The organism is Sphingomonas sp. PR090111-T3T-6A, from assembly GCF_000383095.1.
GTDB lineage: Bacteria > Pseudomonadota > Alphaproteobacteria > Sphingomonadales > Sphingomonadaceae > Solisphingomonas.
On sequence record NZ_AORL01000022.1, the window covers coordinates 94,611 to 110,508 of the forward strand.

At 68.5% G+C, this 15,898-nt stretch carries 23 protein-coding genes; 13 read left to right on the forward strand and 10 right to left on the reverse strand.

Annotated features, from left to right (window positions below; translation table 11 throughout):
• Window positions 1-148: 148 nt before the first annotated feature.
• From acpS to ST3T6A_RS0116225, 3 genes are read left to right on the forward strand one after another with little or no spacing between them, the layout of a single operon-like run.
• Window positions 149-565 carry a holo-ACP synthase gene (gene acpS / locus ST3T6A_RS0116215; protein WP_019834005.1) on the forward strand — a complete coding sequence of 139 codons (417 nt, stop codon included), beginning with the start codon at window positions 149-151 and terminating at the stop codon, window positions 563-565.
• A complete protein-coding gene (lepB, locus tag ST3T6A_RS0116220; protein WP_026359792.1) occupies window positions 562-1,452 on the forward strand; it encodes a signal peptidase I in 891 nt (296 codons plus the stop codon). Before acpS ends, lepB begins: the two co-directional genes overlap by 4 nt.
• Window positions 1,452-2,519: an AI-2E family transporter gene (locus ST3T6A_RS0116225; RefSeq protein WP_019834007.1), complete on the forward strand. Its 1,068-nt coding sequence runs from the start codon at window positions 1,452-1,454 to the stop codon at window positions 2,517-2,519. Before lepB ends, ST3T6A_RS0116225 begins: the two co-directional genes overlap by 1 nt.
• Before the next feature lie 63 nt (window positions 2,520-2,582).
• Here the strand turns inward: ST3T6A_RS0116225 and ST3T6A_RS0116230 are convergent, their stop codons facing one another.
• The 7 genes from ST3T6A_RS0116230 to ST3T6A_RS0116260 all read right to left on the reverse strand — a co-directional run bounded on the left by ST3T6A_RS0116230 (window position 2,583) and on the right by ST3T6A_RS0116260 (window position 7,145).
• Window positions 2,583-3,155, reverse strand: a complete 573-nt coding sequence (locus tag ST3T6A_RS0116230) for an FKBP-type peptidyl-prolyl cis-trans isomerase (protein WP_019834008.1) — start codon at window positions 3,153-3,155, stop codon at window positions 2,583-2,585.
• Window positions 3,156-3,269: 114 nt separating this feature from the next.
• Complete coding sequence (rpsU, locus tag ST3T6A_RS0116235) at window positions 3,270-3,476, reverse strand: 30S ribosomal protein S21 (protein ID WP_010126124.1); 207 nt, start codon at window positions 3,474-3,476, stop codon at window positions 3,270-3,272.
• A gap of 157 nt (window positions 3,477-3,633) precedes the next feature.
• On the reverse strand, window positions 3,634-5,244 hold the full coding sequence (locus tag ST3T6A_RS0116240) for a cisplatin damage response ATP-dependent DNA ligase (protein WP_019834009.1): 1,611 nt from the start codon (window positions 5,242-5,244) through the stop codon (window positions 3,634-3,636).
• Window positions 5,245-5,344: 100 nt separating this feature from the next.
• Window positions 5,345-5,527, reverse strand: coding sequence for a DUF1328 family protein (locus tag ST3T6A_RS0116245; RefSeq protein ID WP_019834010.1), 183 nt, complete (start codon window positions 5,525-5,527; stop codon window positions 5,345-5,347).
• A gap of 79 nt (window positions 5,528-5,606) precedes the next feature.
• Window positions 5,607-6,107, reverse strand: a complete 501-nt coding sequence (locus ST3T6A_RS0116250) for a Dps family protein (protein WP_019834011.1) — start codon at window positions 6,105-6,107, stop codon at window positions 5,607-5,609.
• 118 nt (window positions 6,108-6,225) lie between these two features.
• The gene (locus tag ST3T6A_RS0116255) at window positions 6,226-6,792 is read right to left on the reverse strand and encodes a TMEM165/GDT1 family protein (protein ID WP_019834012.1); all 567 of its coding nucleotides are present in this window, start codon (window positions 6,790-6,792) and stop codon (window positions 6,226-6,228) included.
• Window positions 6,793-6,818: 26 nt separating this feature from the next.
• The gene (locus tag ST3T6A_RS0116260; protein WP_157602946.1) at window positions 6,819-7,145 is read right to left on the reverse strand and encodes a hypothetical protein; all 327 of its coding nucleotides are present in this window, start codon (window positions 7,143-7,145) and stop codon (window positions 6,819-6,821) included.
• A 227-nt stretch (window positions 7,146-7,372) separates the two neighbouring features.
• Between ST3T6A_RS0116260 and rpmG the strand changes: the two genes are divergently transcribed.
• Complete coding sequence (rpmG, locus tag ST3T6A_RS0116265) at window positions 7,373-7,540, forward strand: 50S ribosomal protein L33 (protein WP_019834014.1); 168 nt, start codon at window positions 7,373-7,375, stop codon at window positions 7,538-7,540.
• A 90-nt stretch (window positions 7,541-7,630) separates the two neighbouring features.
• On the opposite strand, the gene ST3T6A_RS0116270 is transcribed toward rpmG, so the two are convergent.
• Window positions 7,631-8,002, reverse strand: coding sequence for a response regulator (locus ST3T6A_RS0116270; RefSeq protein WP_019834015.1), 372 nt, complete (start codon window positions 8,000-8,002; stop codon window positions 7,631-7,633).
• Window positions 8,003-8,041: 39 nt separating this feature from the next.
• On the opposite strand from ST3T6A_RS0116270, the gene ST3T6A_RS0116275 reads away from it, so the two are divergent.
• From ST3T6A_RS0116275 to ST3T6A_RS0116295, 5 genes are read left to right on the forward strand one after another with little or no spacing between them, the layout of a single operon-like run.
• Window positions 8,042-8,314 carry a DUF3572 family protein gene (locus tag ST3T6A_RS0116275; protein WP_019834016.1) on the forward strand — a complete coding sequence of 91 codons (273 nt, stop codon included), beginning with the start codon at window positions 8,042-8,044 and terminating at the stop codon, window positions 8,312-8,314.
• Window positions 8,311-8,961, forward strand: coding sequence for a hypothetical protein (locus ST3T6A_RS0116280; RefSeq protein ID WP_019834017.1), 651 nt, complete (start codon window positions 8,311-8,313; stop codon window positions 8,959-8,961). Before ST3T6A_RS0116275 ends, ST3T6A_RS0116280 begins: the two co-directional genes overlap by 4 nt.
• A gap of 7 nt (window positions 8,962-8,968) precedes the next feature.
• On the forward strand, window positions 8,969-9,436 hold the full coding sequence (locus tag ST3T6A_RS0116285; protein WP_019834018.1) for a RidA family protein: 468 nt from the start codon (window positions 8,969-8,971) through the stop codon (window positions 9,434-9,436).
• The gene (locus ST3T6A_RS0116290; protein WP_019834019.1) at window positions 9,408-10,190 is read left to right on the forward strand and encodes a glycerophosphodiester phosphodiesterase family protein; all 783 of its coding nucleotides are present in this window, start codon (window positions 9,408-9,410) and stop codon (window positions 10,188-10,190) included. Before ST3T6A_RS0116285 ends, ST3T6A_RS0116290 begins: the two co-directional genes overlap by 29 nt.
• Window positions 10,187-11,323: a GNAT family N-acetyltransferase gene (locus ST3T6A_RS0116295; protein ID WP_019834020.1), complete on the forward strand. Its 1,137-nt coding sequence runs from the start codon at window positions 10,187-10,189 to the stop codon at window positions 11,321-11,323. The genes ST3T6A_RS0116290 and ST3T6A_RS0116295 overlap by 4 nt, the downstream gene beginning before the upstream one ends.
• A 21-nt stretch (window positions 11,324-11,344) precedes the next feature.
• Here the strand turns inward: ST3T6A_RS0116295 and ST3T6A_RS0116300 are convergent, their stop codons facing one another.
• Both ST3T6A_RS0116300 and panC read right to left on the reverse strand, forming a co-directional pair.
• Window positions 11,345-11,641, reverse strand: coding sequence for a hypothetical protein (locus ST3T6A_RS0116300; protein ID WP_019834021.1), 297 nt, complete (start codon window positions 11,639-11,641; stop codon window positions 11,345-11,347).
• A gap of 69 nt (window positions 11,642-11,710) precedes the next feature.
• The gene (gene panC / locus ST3T6A_RS0116305) at window positions 11,711-12,568 is read right to left on the reverse strand and encodes a pantoate--beta-alanine ligase (protein ID WP_019834022.1); all 858 of its coding nucleotides are present in this window, start codon (window positions 12,566-12,568) and stop codon (window positions 11,711-11,713) included.
• A 100-nt stretch (window positions 12,569-12,668) separates the two neighbouring features.
• Here panC and ST3T6A_RS0116310 point away from each other — a divergent pair, with 100 nt between their 5' ends.
• The 4 genes from ST3T6A_RS0116310 (at window position 12,669) to ST3T6A_RS0116325 (ending at window position 15,879) form a co-directional block, all read left to right on the forward strand.
• Window positions 12,669-13,475, forward strand: a complete 807-nt coding sequence (locus ST3T6A_RS0116310) for a division plane positioning ATPase MipZ (protein ID WP_019834023.1) — start codon at window positions 12,669-12,671, stop codon at window positions 13,473-13,475.
• Between the two features lie 16 nt (window positions 13,476-13,491).
• The gene (locus tag ST3T6A_RS0116315; protein WP_019834024.1) at window positions 13,492-13,752 is read left to right on the forward strand and encodes a J domain-containing protein; all 261 of its coding nucleotides are present in this window, start codon (window positions 13,492-13,494) and stop codon (window positions 13,750-13,752) included.
• 37 nt (window positions 13,753-13,789) lie between these two features.
• Window positions 13,790-15,172 carry a phosphoglucomutase/phosphomannomutase PgmG gene (gene pgmG, locus ST3T6A_RS0116320; RefSeq protein WP_019834025.1) on the forward strand — a complete coding sequence of 461 codons (1,383 nt, stop codon included), beginning with the start codon at window positions 13,790-13,792 and terminating at the stop codon, window positions 15,170-15,172.
• A gap of 122 nt (window positions 15,173-15,294) precedes the next feature.
• Complete coding sequence (locus tag ST3T6A_RS0116325) at window positions 15,295-15,879, forward strand: TMEM175 family protein (protein WP_019834026.1); 585 nt, start codon at window positions 15,295-15,297, stop codon at window positions 15,877-15,879.
• Window positions 15,880-15,898 lie beyond the last annotated feature (19 nt).

Here is a 15,898-nt window from a genome sequence, read left to right on the forward strand (position 1 = left end):
TCGCGCACCCTCATTCCTCCCCGGCACGGGGAGGGGGACCGGCTGCAGGCCGGTGGAGGGGGCCGCCGTCCCGAGACGGCGGCTATGCCGCCGCCCCCTCCACTATGCTCCGCATGGTCCCCCTCCCCGTGCCGGGGAGGAAGACGCCGTGATCGTCGGCATCGGCTCCGATCTCTGCAACATCGAGCGCATCCAGAACTCGTTGGACCGCTTCGGGGAGCGCTTCATCCAGCGCTGCTTCACCGAGAGGGAGCAGGCCAAGGCCGAGCGCCGCGTGCTCACGCGCGCCGCCACCTATGCCAAGCGCTTCGCCGCCAAGGAGGCGTTCAGCAAGGCGGTGGGAACCGGATTCAAGCAGGGCGTGTTCTTCCGCGACATCGGCGTGGTGAACCTCCCCTCGGGCGCGCCGACGCTGGCGTTGACCGGCGGCGCCAAGGCGAGGCTTGACGCGCTGATCCCGGCGGGCCACGCCGCGTCTGTGCATCTGACGATGACCGACGACCATCCCTGGGCGCAGGCCTTCGTCATCATCGAAGCGCTGCCGGTCCCATCCGGCGCGGAATGAGGATCCCTGAGTTGAGCGACACCGAGGCCGAAGCGCCCGCCACCACCGCCCCCGCCAAGCAGGGCACCGACTGGGCCGCCGAGGGGCGTGGCATCCTGTGGCTGGTGCTGGGCGTGCTGGCCTTCTGGTGCTTCGTCGCCAAGCCCTTCTACATCCCCAGCGAATCGATGATGCCGACGCTCATCAAGGGCGACCGGCTGGTCGTGACCAAATATCCCTACGGCTGGAGCTATGTGTCGCCCAGCTTCCACGTCCTGCCCTTCATGCATGGCCGTCTGCTCGGCCATATGCCCCAGCGCGGCGACGTCGTGATCCTCACCCCTCCGGGCGAGAGCAGCGATTACATCAAGCGCGTCATCGGCCTGCCCGGCGACACGATCGAGGTGCGCGAGGGCGTGGTGTGGCTGAACGGCAAGCCGATCCCGCGCGTCGAGCGCCCGGCCGCGATGATCCCGGTCGACGCCAACGTGCCGTGCGACCGCGGCCTCGAAGCCGCCCACCGCATCACCGGCAAGGACGGCAAGCTCTACTGCGCCCTCCCCGTCTTCCGCGAGACGCTGCCGTCGGGCCGCAGCTACGACACGGTCGACATGGGCTATATCCCGGGCTCGGGCGACGATTACGGCCCCGTCACCGTCGGCCCCGGCCAGGTGTTCGTGATGGGCGACAACCGCGACGAGTCGGCCGACAGCCGCTATCCGATCGAGGAAGGCGGGCTCGGCGGGCCGGTTCCGTGGGAGAATCTCGGCGGCCGCGCCGAGTTCATCACCTTCTCGCTCGACGGCACGTCCGCGATCTGGAACCCGATCAGCTGGTTCACGGCGCTGCGCGGCGGCCGGGCCGGGATGAACCTCCACCCGACCGTCACTGCCCCGGCCAAGAATTGATGGCGCGCCGGGTGCCCTCGAACCCACCCCATGTCGAGGCGCCCGGCCCGGTCGAGATGCGTGACCCGCTGACGCGGGCCGAACTCAAGCGCGCGATCGTGTGGGTGTCGGTCGTGCTCGCGGTGGTGCTCACTTATGTCCTGGCGCAGCCGCTGCTGCTGATCGTCGGCGGCATGGTGTTCGCGGCGATGCTGGACGGCGGCGCGCGCCTGCTCGGGCGGGTTCTGCCCATCGGCCGCCCCTTGCGCATCGCCATCGTGGCGCTGTGCGCGCTCATCTTCCTGATCGGCGTGGTCTGGTATGCCGGCGTCGAGCTGGTCGGCCAGTTCGAGGCGCTGAAGGCCGTCGTCACCACCCAGCTCCAGCGCATCCAGGGCTGGGCGAGCCAGCTCGGCCTGATGCCCAAGGGCGGCCCGGCGGAGGATATCGGCCGCCAGCTCATGGGTTCGCTCGGCCAGCTCACCAGCGCGGTCGGCACCGCGCTCGGCGCTGTCTCCAGCCTCGCGATGATCGTGGTGCTGGGCCTGTTCATCGCCGCCGAGCCGCGCATCTACGAGCGCGGCCTCGCCTGGATGCTGCCCATCGACCAGCGCGAGGGCTTCTACGACGCCACCACCGACATGGCCCGCACGCTGCGCCGGCTGATGGCGGGCCGCCTGCTCGGCATGGCGGTGGAGGGCTTCTTCATCTGGATCGCACTGACGGTGGTCGGCGTGCCGATGGCGGGCCTGCTCGGCCTCATCACCGGCATCCTCGCCTTCCTGCCCAATATCGGCGCGATCGTGTCGGGGGTGCTCACCATCCTCGTCGGCTTCTCGGCGGGCACCGACACCGGCCTGCTCGCCATCGGCGTCTACGCGCTGGTGCAGATCTTCGACGGCTATGTGGTCGTGCCGATGGTAGCACGCCGCTCGGTCGACCTCGCGCCGGCGCTGGTACTGGGGATGCAGCTTCTGCTCGGCGCGCTGTTCGGCATCCTCGGGCTGATGTTCGCTGATCCGATCGTCGCCATGACGAAGGTGGCGCTGGAGCGCCGCTCCGGCCTCGATCCCGCGCAGGAGCACTAAACGAAAACGGCGCCGCTGCCGGATGGCAGGGCGCCGCTTCGAACGTCTCGGATCAGAGGCCGATCAGGGCTGCCCGCCCGGACCGCCCATGCCCGCCTGGCCATAGCCCGGCTGCTGCGGCGCGATCTCGCGCAGCGACACGTCGAACTGGAGCACGCTGTTCGGCGGGATCACCCCGTCGCCCGCGCCCTGCTCGCCATAAGCAAGCTGCGGCGGAATCCAGAAGCGATAGCGCGCGCCGCGGTTCATCAGCTGGAGACCCTCGCTGAAGCCGGGAATCGAGCCCGCGACCGGCATCACCGCCGGCTGGCCATGCTGCGCCGTCGAATCGAAGGTCTGGCCGTTGAGCAGCTTGCCGTCATAGTCGATCAGGACGATGTCCTGCGGGCCGGCCTTGGGGCCCTGCCCTTCCGCGAGCACCTGATACTCAAGGCCCGACGGAGTGGTGACGACGCCATGCTTCTTGGCGTTGGCAGCGAGGAAGGCGGTGGGCGATTCGCCCATGGCGACCTGCCGGTAGGTGCCGGCCCAGGCCACGCCCGCGCCGATCACCACGGCGATGCCCACGCCGAGCCACAGCTTGGTCAGCGTTCCCTTGGCGACGGGACGCAGGGGAACGGCGGTGACTTGGGACATGGGCAACCTCGCTCGGATAAGGACTTGAGAGTTCACGCGGGCTTCTGCCCGGTGGCACACTCCGCGTCCAGAGACACAAGCAGCGGGGCGGGTCAACCGCCCCGACGCATAGTCTTACCGAACGCCGTCACGCTCCGCGCGCTTGCGCTCCAGCTTGCGGGCGCGGCGGATGGCCGCGGCGCGCTCACGCGCACGCTTCTCCGAGGGCTTCTCGTAGTGACGGCGCAGCTTCATCTCGCGATACACGCCCTCGCGCTGGAGCTTCTTCTTGAGGGCCCGGAGCGCCTGGTCGACATTGTTGTCGCGAACGATGATCTGCATAAACCCGTCTATCTCCAGCAGCGCCGGGTGGGGACCGGGGCCTCCTGCCCCGCAGAACCACGACAGCGCGTCGAAAAAGGCCCGTCGTGGGTGACCCACGCCGGGAAAGCGCGCGCCCTAGCAGTGAATGTGATTCGGGGCAAGGTTTCCCGGCAAATCAGGCGATCATCCGTCGCAAGGTGGCAATCAGATCGGCTTCCGAGGCCGGCTTATCCATCCGGATGCGACGAATGCGGGGGAAGCGCATGGCGAGGCCGGACTTGTGCCGCTTCGATTCATGGATCGAGTCGAAGGCGACTTCCAGCACCAGAGTCTTCTCCACCTCACGCACGGGGCCGAATCGCTGGATAGTGTGGTTGCGCACGAAGCGGTCGAGATCCCTCAGCTCCTCGTCGGTGAAGCCCGAATAGGCCTTGCCCACCGGCAACAGCTCGCCGCCGTCCTCCGGCGGCGCGGTCCAGCACCCGAAGCTGTAGTCCGAATAGAAGCTCGATCGCTTCCCATGGCCCCGCTGCGCGTACATCATCACGCAGTCCGCCACGAGCGGATCGCGCTTCCACTTGTACCAGAGGCCGGTGCGACGCCCCGCGACATAGGGGCTGTCGCGGCGCTTGAGCATCACGCCCTCGATCGCCGCATCCCGTGCACCGAGGCGGATGTCCGCCAGCGCCTCGAAATCCGCCGCCTCGATCAGCGCGGAGAGATCGAAGCGGCCGGGCGGCAGGCGCCCGACGAACGATTCCAGCCGTATCCGGCGCTCCTTCCACGGGAGCGCGCGCAGGTCTTCCGCGCCGTCGAAGAGAATGTCGTAGAGGCGCACGAAGGCCGGATAGTCCGCCTGCATCTTCGCGCTGACCTGCTTGCGCCCCAGCCGCTGCTGAAGCGCGTTGAAGCTCGCCGCCCCGCCGCCATGCTCGGCCCCGCCCTGCGCCTCGCCGCGTACCAGCAGCTCGCCGTCGAGCACGCCCTCCCCGGCGAAGGCGGCCGCCACATCGGGGAAGGTCGCGGTGATGTCGTCGCCCGCGCGGCTATAGAGCCGCACCGCGCCGCCGACGCCGACGATCTGGACGCGGATGCCGTCCCATTTCCACTCGGCCGCATAGTCGGCGAGGTCGACCACCCCCTCCTCCAGCGGATGGGCCAGCATGAAGGGCCGGAAGACGGGCATATCCTCGGGCACGGGCCGCTCGCCACGCCCTTCGGCCCAGTCGAACAGCGGCGCATAGGGCGGGGTGAGGCCGTGCCACAGCTCCTCCACCTGATCGACGTCGAGCCCGAAGGCCTGCGCCAGCGCCGTCTTGGCGAGCCGCGCCGAAACGCCGACCCGGAGCGCGCCGGTCGCGAGCTTGATCAGCGCATAGCGACCCGAGGAATCGAGATGGTCGAGCATCGCCGCCAGCTCGTCCGGCGCCTTGGCGCGCGGCGCCGCCTCCAGCCGGGCGATGACAGCGGAGACGCCGAGCGATCCGTCGTCCATCTCGGGCTCGAAGCCCTCCGGCTTGGGCCAGATCAGCGCCACCGTCTCGGCGAGATCGCCGACGAAATCGCGGCTCATAGCGAACAGCTCGGCGTCGACGCGCTGCTCCACCATCGTGCGGATCGCGGCGGGCTTCACTGCCTTCAGATCAATCGCGCCGGTCAGCGCGGCCATTGCCCAGCCGCGATCCGGATCGGGCTGACTCCGCAGATAATCGGCGATCAGCTTGAGCTTGGCGTTGCGCGAGCGCGTATAGACAAGGCCGTCGAGGAGCTTGGCGAAGGCGCGCATTCAGAAAGGATGCGCCGCGCGGGCGCGCAAGGGAAGCGGATACGGGACGGGCACGCCCCTGGAAAGGACGCGCCCGCACCGCGACACCACTCTCTCCCCGTTACAATCGATTGGCGATGCCCCGGCCGGCCAGGAGGCCCGCCACGAGAAGCAGCACGAACACTGCAATCGCGATGAAGAACAGAATCTTGGCGATACCGATAAAAGCACCGCCGATGCCGCCAAATCCAAGCACCGCCAGCACGATGCCGGCGATCAGGAATAGAAGGGCCGCTCTCAGCATGGTCCCGGTCCTCTCGATTATTCTGAGGACCGAACGTGCGAGGGCGCGGCGTCGTTCCACCGCGCCCTCTTGATGGGGTTCAACCCTTGCGGCTGGCCTCGAACAGGAACCAGGCGCGCTCTTCGGCCAGGTCGGTCCAGGTGTCGAGGATGCCGGAGGTGGCATTGTCCTTCGCGTCGTCGACGATCTGCTTTGCCTCGCGCAGCGCCTCGACCAGCGCGAGATTGTCCTCGCGCAGCTCGGCCAGCATGTCGGCGGCGGACACGAAATCCTTGTCGTTGTCCTTGATGCGCTGGCGGCGGGAGACGTCGCCGATGGAGCGCAGCGTGGTGTTGCCCGTCTTGCGGACACGCTCGGCGATCTCGTCGGTGGTGCCGAGGATCTGCGTGGCCTGATCGTCGAGCATCAGGTGATAGTCGCGGAAGTGCGGGCCCGAGACGTGCCAGTGGAAATTCTTGGTCTTGAGGTAGAGCGCGAAGCTGTCCGCCAGGATCGCGTTCAGCGCGTCGGCGACGGTCGCGGCCTTGTTGCTCTTGATGTCGGTCGGCGTGTCGAGGGGGGCGGGGGCGTGGTCAGCCATGGGGCAACTCCTGTTCAGAGGCGGAACTCGGTTCGCGTCAACAACGAGCTAATCGCCCAAGGGTTCGCGCGAAAGGGGGTTGGACATGGAATTATCGCGATTGTCTTGATCGATCGGATCAGGACAGGCCGAGCGCGCCGATCACCAGCACGACGCCCGCCAGCGCCAGCGCGATCCCTGCGCCGATGCGGATCGCCTTCAGCGGCGCGAGCTTCGGCCAACGGTCGCCCAGCACCACGGCGGGCGCGTTGGCGATCGTGACGCCCGCGGCGGCCCCCGCGGCCGCCAGCACCGGATGACCGCTCCCCGCCGCGATCGTCGTGGTCAGGAACTGCGTCTTGTCGCCGAGCGCGAGGATGAAGAAGGCCCCGGCCGAGGAAGCGAAGGGGCCAAGCGTCCAGCGATCGACCGACGGCGCCGGCTTCACCCGCAGCACCGCGCCCGACGCCGCGAGCAACAGCGCCAAACCGGTCATGAGCTGCACGGCACGATGGGGAATGAGCGCCGCGATCTCCATGCCGGCCGCCCCGGCGATGGCCATGTTCACGCTGGCTGCGACGGCGGTCCCCGCGAGCACGGCGGCAGGCGCGCGGAAGCGGGAGCCGAGCAGCATCGCGAGCAACTGGGTGCGATCCCCAAGCTCGGCCAGCAATGCCACGATGAAAGCGGGTACCAGCGCGTCCATTCAGCGCCGGTCTGCCATGAAAAGGCTCATCCGGCGAGGCGCACCATCACCGAGGCGATCCAGCGGTCCCCGGCGCTGTCGTCCACCGCCTCGCAACCGATCGATTCGCGCAGGCGCTCGATCCAGGGGCCGATCGCAGCCCCCCGGCCACCGGAGCCCAGGGCCACCGCCAATCCCTCGGCGAGACGCTGCGTGGGGATCATGCCATATTCGCCCGCGAGCGAGGCGATCGCGCCCGCATCCGATGCCACCCCGATCGACCCGCGCGCGGAGAGTCCGGCTTCCAGCCTGTCCAGCCGGCCGCACAGATCGGCCCGCACCAGCTTCAACCCCTCGCCCGTTCCAGCGGCCACGGCATCCTCCGTTCTCGTTGGAGAAGAAGGTATCAGCAGAGGATTGCAGGCCGGTTAAGGCCTTCGGGGGCATAGCCGGAATCGCGCCCGGACTTGACAGCGCGGCCTCTGTGCCGCAGGAGCGCGCCCGATGGGAGCGGCTTCAGCGCCGCTTTTTGCATTTTCGGCGATTCGGCAAACCCGGCCTCCGGTGGCGGCGAAGCGCGCATAGAGTTTCAGAGGGCATCATGGCCAAGCCGACCACCGTCAAGATCAAGCTCGTCTCGACCGCCGACACCGGCTTCTTCTACGTCACGAAGAAGAACCCGCGCACGAAGACCGAGAAGCTCGCTTTCTCGAAGTACGATCCGGTCGTGCGCAAGCACGTCGAGTTCAAGGAAGCCAAGATCAAGTGATCCGTCGGCGGGCCTAGGCTCGCCACGAATCGCTGAGCAACCAAAGGGCGCCGTGCCAGTCGCGGCGCCCTTTGTCGTGCGCGCTTTCCGTTACTCGGGCGGCGCGAGCCGCTCGACCGCCTCGATGAAGCGCATCAGCGAGATCGGCTTGGAGACATAGGCCGCGGCGCCGGCCGCGCGCGCCTTCTCCTCGTCGGCGGCAGACGCATAGGCGGTCACCGCCAGAATCGGGATCGACGACAGCGCCTCCTCCTCGCGCAGCGCCGCGATCAGCTCCAGCCCGCTCACATGGGGGAGCTGGATATCCATCACGATCAGGTCGGGCATCACCGCGCGCGCGGTGTCGAGCGCCTCGCCGCCGTCCCGCACCGGCGTCGGCTCATAGCCATGGACCTCCAGCAGGTCACAGAACAGTTTGAGATTGAGTTCGTTGTCCTCGACAACGAGCACCTTGCCCGGCAAAGCCCGCTTTCCTTCCGAAGAGACATGCGGAGATAAGCGATGCGCGCCCGCGATACAAACCATCCCGATGCGGCCACGCTCGCCCTGTCCGCGCTGGCCTGGGTCCTGTCCGATTCGCATCGGGCCGACCGGCTGCTGGCGCTGACCGGCCTCGACGCCGGCGAGCTGCGCGAGCGCGCCACCGATCCGGCGCTGCTGGCCGCCGTGCTGGCCTTCCTCGGCTCCCACGAGCCCGACCTGACCGCGTGCGCCGATGCCCTCGACGTCGCTCCGCAAGCGCTGGCCTCGGCCCAGCGGGAGCTGGAGGCATGAGCCGCCCGCTGCTCATCACCGACTGCGACGAGGTGCTGCTCCACATGGTCAGCCACTTCCGCGACTGGCTGGCCGACGCGCACGGCATCGACTTCGCCATCGAGCATGAGGATTGGGGCCAGGCGCTGGTCCGCCGCGATACTGGCGCGGTGGTGCCGACGGACGCGGTCTGGCCTTTCGTCGACGGCTTCTTCGACACCGAGATGGCGCGGCAAGGCCCTGTTCCCGGCGTGATCGAGGCGCTGGAGCGAATCGGCACGGAGGCCGACATCGTCGTCCTCACCAACCTGCCCGACCATCGCCGCCAGCCGCGCATCGACCAGCTCGCCAGCCACGGCATCCGCCACGAGGTCTATTGCAATCAGGGCGGCAAGGGCCGTGCGCTCGCCGCGATCCTCGATGAGCATCGGCCCGAAGTCGCGGTGTTCGTCGACGACCTCTCGACCCAGCACGCGTCGGTCGCCAGGCACACGCCGCAGGTCTGGCGGCTGCACATGGTGGCCGAGCCGCTGGTGGCCCGGCATCGCCCGCCGGCCGAGGCGGCGCACGCCCGCATCGACGACTGGGCGAAGGCCGCCGACTGGATTCTCGATCGTTTCGCCGCCGGCCCGGCTCCGGCCTTGACCACACCCACCCACGAGGCATAGCGGAATCATGGATATCGAAGCGCGCCTGGCCGAACTCGGCCTCACCCTTCCGCAGGCTGCCGCCCCGGTGGCCGCCTATGTCCCCGCCGTCGAGGCAGGCGGACTGCTCCACATCTCGGGCCAGTTGCCCTTCGATGAGGCCGGCCAGCTCATGCGCGGCCGCCTCGATGGCGCCGATGATGTCGCGCGCGGCCAGGAGGCGGCCAAGCGCTGCGCCCTGATGCTGGTCGCCCAGATCAAGGCGGCGCTCGGCGGCTCGCTCGACCGGGTGGAGCGGATCGTCAAGCTCGGCGCGTTCATCGCGTCCGGCCCCGAGTTCACCGATCAGCCCAAGGTTGCCAACGGCGCCTCCGAGCTGATGGTCGCGCTGTTCGGCGAGGCCGGCAAGCACGCCCGCTCGGCGGTCGGCGTGCCGGTGCTGCCGCTCGGCGCCGCGGTGGAAGTGGATGCGATCGTCGCCCTTCGCAGGCCTTGATCGACGGTGGGCGGCGGCCCCCGAGCCGGGGCGCGTCGCCTTCCTGCGATCGCATGACATCGCGCATCGCGGCCTGTGGGGCGATGGCGTGGCCGAGAACAGCCTCGCCGCCGCCTCGGCCGCGATCGAGGGCGGTTATGGCATCGAATGCGACGTCCGCCTGTCGCGCGACGGCACCGTCTTCGTCTTCCACGACGCCGATACCGGGCGTCTGACCGGCGAGCCGGGCCTGTTCCGCGAGCGCGACGCCCGCGCCATCGCGGGCCTCCGCCTCGGGAACAGCGACGAGCCGGTGCCGGCGCTCACCGATCTCCTCGCGCTGATCGCCGGGCGCGTGCCGCTGCTGATCGAGATCAAGACCGACCGGATGGCCGACACGGCGCCGCTCTGCCTCGCGGTCAGGCGCGCGCTGGAAGGCTATCGCGGGCCGGTGGCCGTGATGGGCTTCAACCCGGAAGTCTCCCACTGGTTCGCCACACATGCGCCCCGCATCGTCCACGGCCTCGTCATGACCGAGCATCGCGAGAGCCCGATCCGCGCGATTCGCGATGCGGTCGCCCGCCGCCTTGCGGTGACGCGGGCGAGACCCGATTTCCTCGCTTATGATGTCCGCTTCCTGCCCTCCGCCTTGCCCAGCGCCCTCCATGCCGGTGGATGGCCGGTGCTGAGCTGGACCGTGCGCACGCCCGAAGAGCGGGCGACCGTCACCACGCATGCCGACCGGCCGATCTTCGAGAGGCCGCACACCGCATGAGCGACTCCGTCACGGCGCGGGTCGCCGCCGGCATCGGCGCCATCGCGGCGGAGGACTGGGATGCCTGCGCGGGCGCGGACAATCCTTTCCTGAGCCACGCCTTTCTCTCCGCCCTGGAGGATTCGGGCAGCGCGGTCGCGCGCGCCGGCTGGCAGCCGGTGCCGATCGTCGTCGACGGCGCGGACGGCCGCCCCGCCGGCATCGTCCCCGCTTATGCCAAGAGCCATAGCCAGGGCGAATATGTGTTCGACCATGCCTGGGCGGATGCGTGGCAGCGCGCGGGAGGCGAATATTATCCCAAGCTCCAGATCGCGGTGCCCTTCACGCCGGTGCCGGGGCCGAGGCTGCTGCTGCGCGATCCATCAGCCGCCCCCGCGCTGATCGCCGCCATCGAGGCGATGGTGGCGCAGCACGACCTCTCCTCCGCCCACGCCACCTTCGTGACGCCCGAGCAACTCCCGCTGTTCGAGGCGGCCGGATGGCTGATCCGCCAGGGCAGCCAGTTCCACTGGCATAATGAGGGCTATCGGACCTTCGCCGATTTCCTCGGCGCGCTCGCGTCGAGAAAGCGCAAGGCGATCGTCAAGGAACGCGCCGCCGCGCAGGAAGGGCTGGAGATGCGTGCCCTCACCGGCGCCGGAATCGGCGAGGCCGAGTGGGACGCCTTCTGGGTTTTCTATCAGGACACCGGCAGCCGGAAATGGGGCCGCCCCTATCTCACCCGCCGCTTCTTCTCGATGCTGGGCGAGCGGATGGCCGACAAGGTGCTGCTCCTGCTCGCCTGCCGCGACGGGCAACCGATCGCCGGCGCGCTCAACCTGATCGGCGGGGACACGCTCTACGGCCGCTATTGGGGATGCACGGAGGAAGTGCCCTTCCTCCATTTCGAGCTGTGCTATTATCAGGCGATCGAGGCCGCCATCGCCATGGGCCTGAAGCGGGTCGAGGCCGGTGCGCAGGGCGAGCACAAGCTGGCGCGCGGCTATCGCCCGGTGCCGACATGGTCGGCGCATTACATCCCCCATCCCGGTTTCCGCCGGGCGGTGGCCGATTTCCTGGCGCAGGAACGCCGCGCGATGGAAGAAGAGATCGAGCTGCTCGATCAGATGGCGCCGTTCAAAAAGGACGGCTGACGCAACGCTACGGAAGAGCGGTCAGGCGGCGCGGCGCTGGTTGAGTGCAAGCCAGGCGCGGGCCTGACGCTGGGCCTCGGCGATCTCGCGGGCGGTCATCTCGTCGGCAATCTCGGCGCGGCATTCCTGCGCCTCCACCGAACCCGACAGGGCGGCGAGATTGAACCATTTGTGCGCCGCGATCAGGTCGACATCGTAGCCGCCCGTCCCCGACGAGCAGGCGATGCCCAGATCATAGAGCGCGGCGGCGTCGCCCATCGCCGCCATGGCAAGGCGGTTGTCTGTCAGTAAGGCGGCGGATTGATAGCTGTTTCCCATCTGCTGATTCCCCCGGTCATGCGGCAGGGTGTGGCAGCAGCTCCCGAAAGAAATGGTTAACGGCGGGAATTAGACCTGAGTCGCAGGCTCGACGGGGAGATTGTCGATCAGCCGCGCCGGCCCCATCCGCGCCGCCGCGAGCAGCCGCGCGGGCACTTCGCCGAGCGCCTCGATCGGCTGGAGCGTGGCCGCATCGCGCAGCGTGACATAGTCGATGTCGGTGAAGCCCGCCTCGGCGAGCCGCGCGGTCGCCGCCGCCAGCGCGGCCCCGGCCGGCTCGCCGCGCCCGATCGCCGCCGCCGCCTCGCCCAGCGCGCGAGGCAGCGTGCGCGCCGCCACCAGCTCGTCTTCGGAGAGATAGGCGTTGCGCGAGGAGAGGGCGAGGCCCTGATCGTCGCGCTCGATCGGCACGCCATGGATCTCCACCGCCAGATCGAGATCGGTCGCCATGCGGCGGATGACGGCAAGCTGCTGCCAGTCCTTCTCGCCGAACAGCGCGACGTCGGGCTGGACCTGGTTGAGGAGCTTCAGCACCACCGTCGACACGCCGTCGAAATGGCCGGGACGCGCCGCGCCCTCCAGCACCTCGGACACGCCCGACACCGACACGGTGGTGGCGAAGCCCTCCGGATACATCGTCTCGACCGCCGGCGCCCACAGGATCGCGCAGCCATGCTTCTCCAGCATCTGCGCGTCGGTGCGTTCGCGGCGGGGATAGTTGCTGAGATCCTCGTTCGGGCCGAACTGCTTGGGATTCACGAAGATCGAGGCGATCACCGCGTCGGCGCGGCGCAGCCCTTCCTCGATCAGCGCCATGTGCCCGGCATGCAGCGCGCCCATCGTCGGCACAAGCGCGATTCGCTTGCCCGACCCGCGCAGTTCCGCGACTGCGTGGCGCAGCGCCTCCAGTTCACGGATGATTTGCACGACGACAGGGCCTCCGATATGGCATTGGGCGTGCTCTCTGCGGCGGCATCGGGGCCAAATCAAGAGCCGCCGGGGGTGGATTGGGGAAGTTTCGAACAGCATGGCATCGCGCGCGCATCTCATCGTGTTCGCCAACGAAAAAGGCGGCACCGGAAAGTCGACCACCGCGATGCACGTCGCCGTAGCGCTCGCCACGCAGGGGCGGCGGGTGGCGGCCATCGATCTCGACACGCGGCAGAAGACCCTCGCCCGCTATCTGGAGAACCGCACCGCCACCGCGCGCCGGGAGGAGATTGATCTCCCCTGCCCGCGCTTCGCCGTCTTCGATCCCGAGAAAGACCCCGCAATCGACCGCCAGATCGACGTTCTGGCCGAAGATGCCGAGTTCGTGATCGTCGACACGCCGGGCCGCGACGATCCTTATGCGATGAAGGCCGCGTCCCGCGCCGACACGCTCGTCACGCCGATCAACGACAGCTTCATCGACCTCGATCTGATCGGCCAGGTCGATCCCGAAACCTATCGCATCAAGCGCCCGAGCTTCTACGCCGAGATGGTGTGGGATGCCCGAAAGGCCCGCGCGAAGATCGATGGGGGTACGGTCGACTGGGTGGTACTCCGCAATCGTCTCCAGCATCTGGAGGCGAAGAACATGCGCCGCGTCGGCGCGGCGGTGGACGAGCTGGCCAAGCGCGTCGGCTTCCGGGTGATCCCCGGCCTCGGCGAACGCGTCATCTATCGCGAGCTGTTCCCGCAGGGGCTGACCCTGCTCGACATGAGCGCGATCCGCGACGTTGGCCTGAGCCACGTCGCTGCGCGGCAGGAGCTGCGCGAGATGGTGTCGGGTCTGCAACTGCCCATGGCCGAGGACATGACCAGCCGCGTGGCCGCCGCCGTCAGCGCCTGAGCCTCGGCACGCGCGCATGAAGTTCCTCATCGCCATCGCGGTCATCTACGCCATCTGGTGGATGGGCGGGCGCCGCAAATCCTCTACGCTGTCGCTGCGCGAGGCGCGCGAGTTGCTGGGCGTATCGGCCGGTGCCGGCGAGGAAGAGATACGCGCCGCCCACCGTCGGCTGATCGGCCGCGTTCATCCCGATACCGGGGGATCTGCCGCGCTGGCGGGGCGGGTCAACGCAGCGCGGGATTTGCTTGTCACGGAATTGAACCGAAAGCGGGTTTGAGCGTCTGACGCGAGATTTTCAGTATAGGAGTTTCCGAATGACCCACCGTTTCGATCCAACGTCGCTTCGCGAATATGACATTCGGGGCATCGTGGGGAAAACGCTGGGCCCGGCCGATGCCACCGCCATCGGTCGCGGTTTCGCGACGCGCGTGCGCCGCGCGGGCGGCACGCGCGTCGCCGTCGGTTATGACGGCCGCACCCACTCGCCGCTGCTCGAAGCCGCGCTGATCGAGGGGCTGACCAAGGGCGGCGTCGACGTCGTCCGCATCGGCATGGGGCCAACCCCGATGCTCTATTACGCCGAGGCCACGCTGGAGGTCGACGGCGGCATCCAGATCACCGGCAGCCATAATCCGGGCGATTATAACGGCTTCAAGATGGTACTTCAGCACAAGCCCTTCTTCGGCGCCGACATCCAGGATCTCGGCCGCCTCGCCGCCGAGGGCGACTGGGAAGAGGGCGAAGGCGCCATCTCCACCTACGAGATCATGGAGGATTATGTCGCGCGCCTGATGGTCGGCTATGCCGGCGGCGCGTTCCGGATCGGCTGGGACGCGGGCAACGGCGCCGCCGGCCCGGTGGTCGACCGTCTCGTCAAGCTGCTGCCCGGCGAGCACCACACGCTCTACACCGAGGTGGACGGCACCTTCCCCAACCATCACCCGGACCCGACCGAGGAGAAGAACCTCGCCGATCTCCAGAAGCTGGTGAAGGACAAGGGCCTCGACTTCGGCATCGCCTTCGACGGCGACGGCGACCGCATCGGCGCGGTGGACGGCGAGGGCCGCGTGGTGTGGGGCGACCAGCTCCTCGCCATCCTCGCCGAGCCGGTGCTGCGCGAGCTGCCCGGCGCCACCATCATCGCCGATGTGAAGGCCAGCCAGGCGCTCTATGACCGGATCGCGGAGTTGGGCGGCACGCCGCTGATGTGGAAGACCGGCCACAGCCTCATCAAGACCAAGATGAAGGAAACCGACAGCCCGCTCGCGGGCGAGATGTCGGGCCATATCTTCTTCGCGCACGACTATTACGGCTTCGACGACGCGCAATATGCCGCGATCCGCCTGATCCGCGCCGTGCGCGTGCTGGGCGGTTCGCTCACCGCGCTCAAGGATGCGATGCCGGTGATGATCAACACGCCCGAGATGCGCTTCCAGTCCTCCGAGGACCGCAAGTTCAAGGTGGTCGAGGAAGTGCTGGACCGCCTCGCCGCCAACGGCGCCGACGTGAACCGCACCGATGGCGCGCGCGTAAACACCGCCGACGGCTGGTGGCTGCTGCGCGCGTCCAACACGCAGGACGTGCTGGTCGCCCGCGCCGAGGCCAAGGACGAGGCCGGGCTCGAACGGCTGATGGGCCAGATCAACGACCAGCTCGCGCAGAGCGGCGTCGAGCCGGTGCTCGCCGGCCACCACTGATCGACGGATTCTCTCCCTCCCGCCGCCACGCGGGAGGGAGAGACGCTTCGTTCACGGCCGATCAAGCTGGCGGCCTGTCTTGCTCCCCGGATAAGCATTCATCTCCAACAGGGGGATATGCGATGCGGGTTGAGCGACTGGCTGCTTTCACGGACGGCGTGGTGGCGATCATCATCACCATCATGGTGCTGGAGCTGAGGGTGCCGCACAGCGGCGAGCTGCACGCCCTGCTCGCCGCCGCCCCGATCCTCGGGGCCTATGTGCTGAGCTACATCAATGTCGGGCTCTACTGGAACAACCACCACCACCTGATCCAGACCGCCCAGAATGTCGACGGCCGCGGATTGTGGGCCAATCTCTTCCTGCTGTTCTGGATGTCGCTGATCCCCTTCGTGATCCGCTGGATCGACGAGGCCGGCTTCGTCGCGGCGCCGGTGGCGGCCTATGGCGTGGTGCTCGGCATGGCGGCGGTGGGCTATCACTGGCTCCAGTACGCGATCATCGAAGCCAATGGCGGAGCCACCTCCACCCTTGCCGAAGCGCTGGGCCGCGACCGCAAGGGAATGTGGTCGATGATCGGCTACGTCTTAGCAGTGTTCGCCGCCTTCATCGAACCACTGGTCGCGATCAGCCTTTACGTCGCCCTCGCCGCGGTGTGGCTGATTCCGGACCGACGGATCGAACGGCGGCTGACGCAGACACGCTGAACGGAGAGGCCCCCGGCCG

Coding starts and splice junctions, on each gene's coding strand:
- ST3T6A_RS0116325 (WP_019834026.1), top strand. CDS start 15,295: ATGCGGGTTGAGCGACTGGCTGCTTTCACGGACGGCGTGGTGGCGATC.
- ST3T6A_RS0116245 (WP_019834010.1), bottom strand. CDS start 5,527: ATGCTGAGAGCGGCCCTTCTATTCCTGATCGCCGGCATCGTGCTGGCG.
- ST3T6A_RS0116275 (WP_019834016.1), top strand. CDS start 8,042: ATGCGCGCCCGCGATACAAACCATCCCGATGCGGCCACGCTCGCCCTG.
- ST3T6A_RS0116300 (WP_019834021.1), bottom strand. CDS start 11,641: ATGGGAAACAGCTATCAATCCGCCGCCTTACTGACAGACAACCGCCTT.
- rpsU (WP_010126124.1), bottom strand. CDS start 3,476: ATGCAGATCATCGTTCGCGACAACAATGTCGACCAGGCGCTCCGGGCC.
- lepB (WP_026359792.1), top strand. CDS start 562: ATGAGGATCCCTGAGTTGAGCGACACCGAGGCCGAAGCGCCCGCCACC.
- pgmG (WP_019834025.1), top strand. CDS start 13,790: ATGACCCACCGTTTCGATCCAACGTCGCTTCGCGAATATGACATTCGG.
- ST3T6A_RS0116255 (WP_019834012.1), bottom strand. CDS start 6,792: ATGGACGCGCTGGTACCCGCTTTCATCGTGGCATTGCTGGCCGAGCTT.
- ST3T6A_RS0116295 (WP_019834020.1), top strand. CDS start 10,187: ATGAGCGACTCCGTCACGGCGCGGGTCGCCGCCGGCATCGGCGCCATC.
- ST3T6A_RS0116225 (WP_019834007.1), top strand. CDS start 1,452: ATGGCGCGCCGGGTGCCCTCGAACCCACCCCATGTCGAGGCGCCCGGC.
- ST3T6A_RS0116240 (WP_019834009.1), bottom strand. CDS start 5,244: ATGCGCGCCTTCGCCAAGCTCCTCGACGGCCTTGTCTATACGCGCTCG.
- ST3T6A_RS0116280 (WP_019834017.1), top strand. CDS start 8,311: ATGAGCCGCCCGCTGCTCATCACCGACTGCGACGAGGTGCTGCTCCAC.
- rpmG (WP_019834014.1), top strand. CDS start 7,373: ATGGCCAAGCCGACCACCGTCAAGATCAAGCTCGTCTCGACCGCCGAC.
- ST3T6A_RS0116310 (WP_019834023.1), top strand. CDS start 12,669: ATGGCATCGCGCGCGCATCTCATCGTGTTCGCCAACGAAAAAGGCGGC.
- ST3T6A_RS0116290 (WP_019834019.1), top strand. CDS start 9,408: ATGCGATCGTCGCCCTTCGCAGGCCTTGATCGACGGTGGGCGGCGGCC.
- ST3T6A_RS0116250 (WP_019834011.1), bottom strand. CDS start 6,107: ATGGCTGACCACGCCCCCGCCCCCCTCGACACGCCGACCGACATCAAG.
- ST3T6A_RS0116285 (WP_019834018.1), top strand. CDS start 8,969: ATGGATATCGAAGCGCGCCTGGCCGAACTCGGCCTCACCCTTCCGCAG.
- ST3T6A_RS0116315 (WP_019834024.1), top strand. CDS start 13,492: ATGAAGTTCCTCATCGCCATCGCGGTCATCTACGCCATCTGGTGGATG.
- ST3T6A_RS0116230 (WP_019834008.1), bottom strand. CDS start 3,155: ATGTCCCAAGTCACCGCCGTTCCCCTGCGTCCCGTCGCCAAGGGAACG.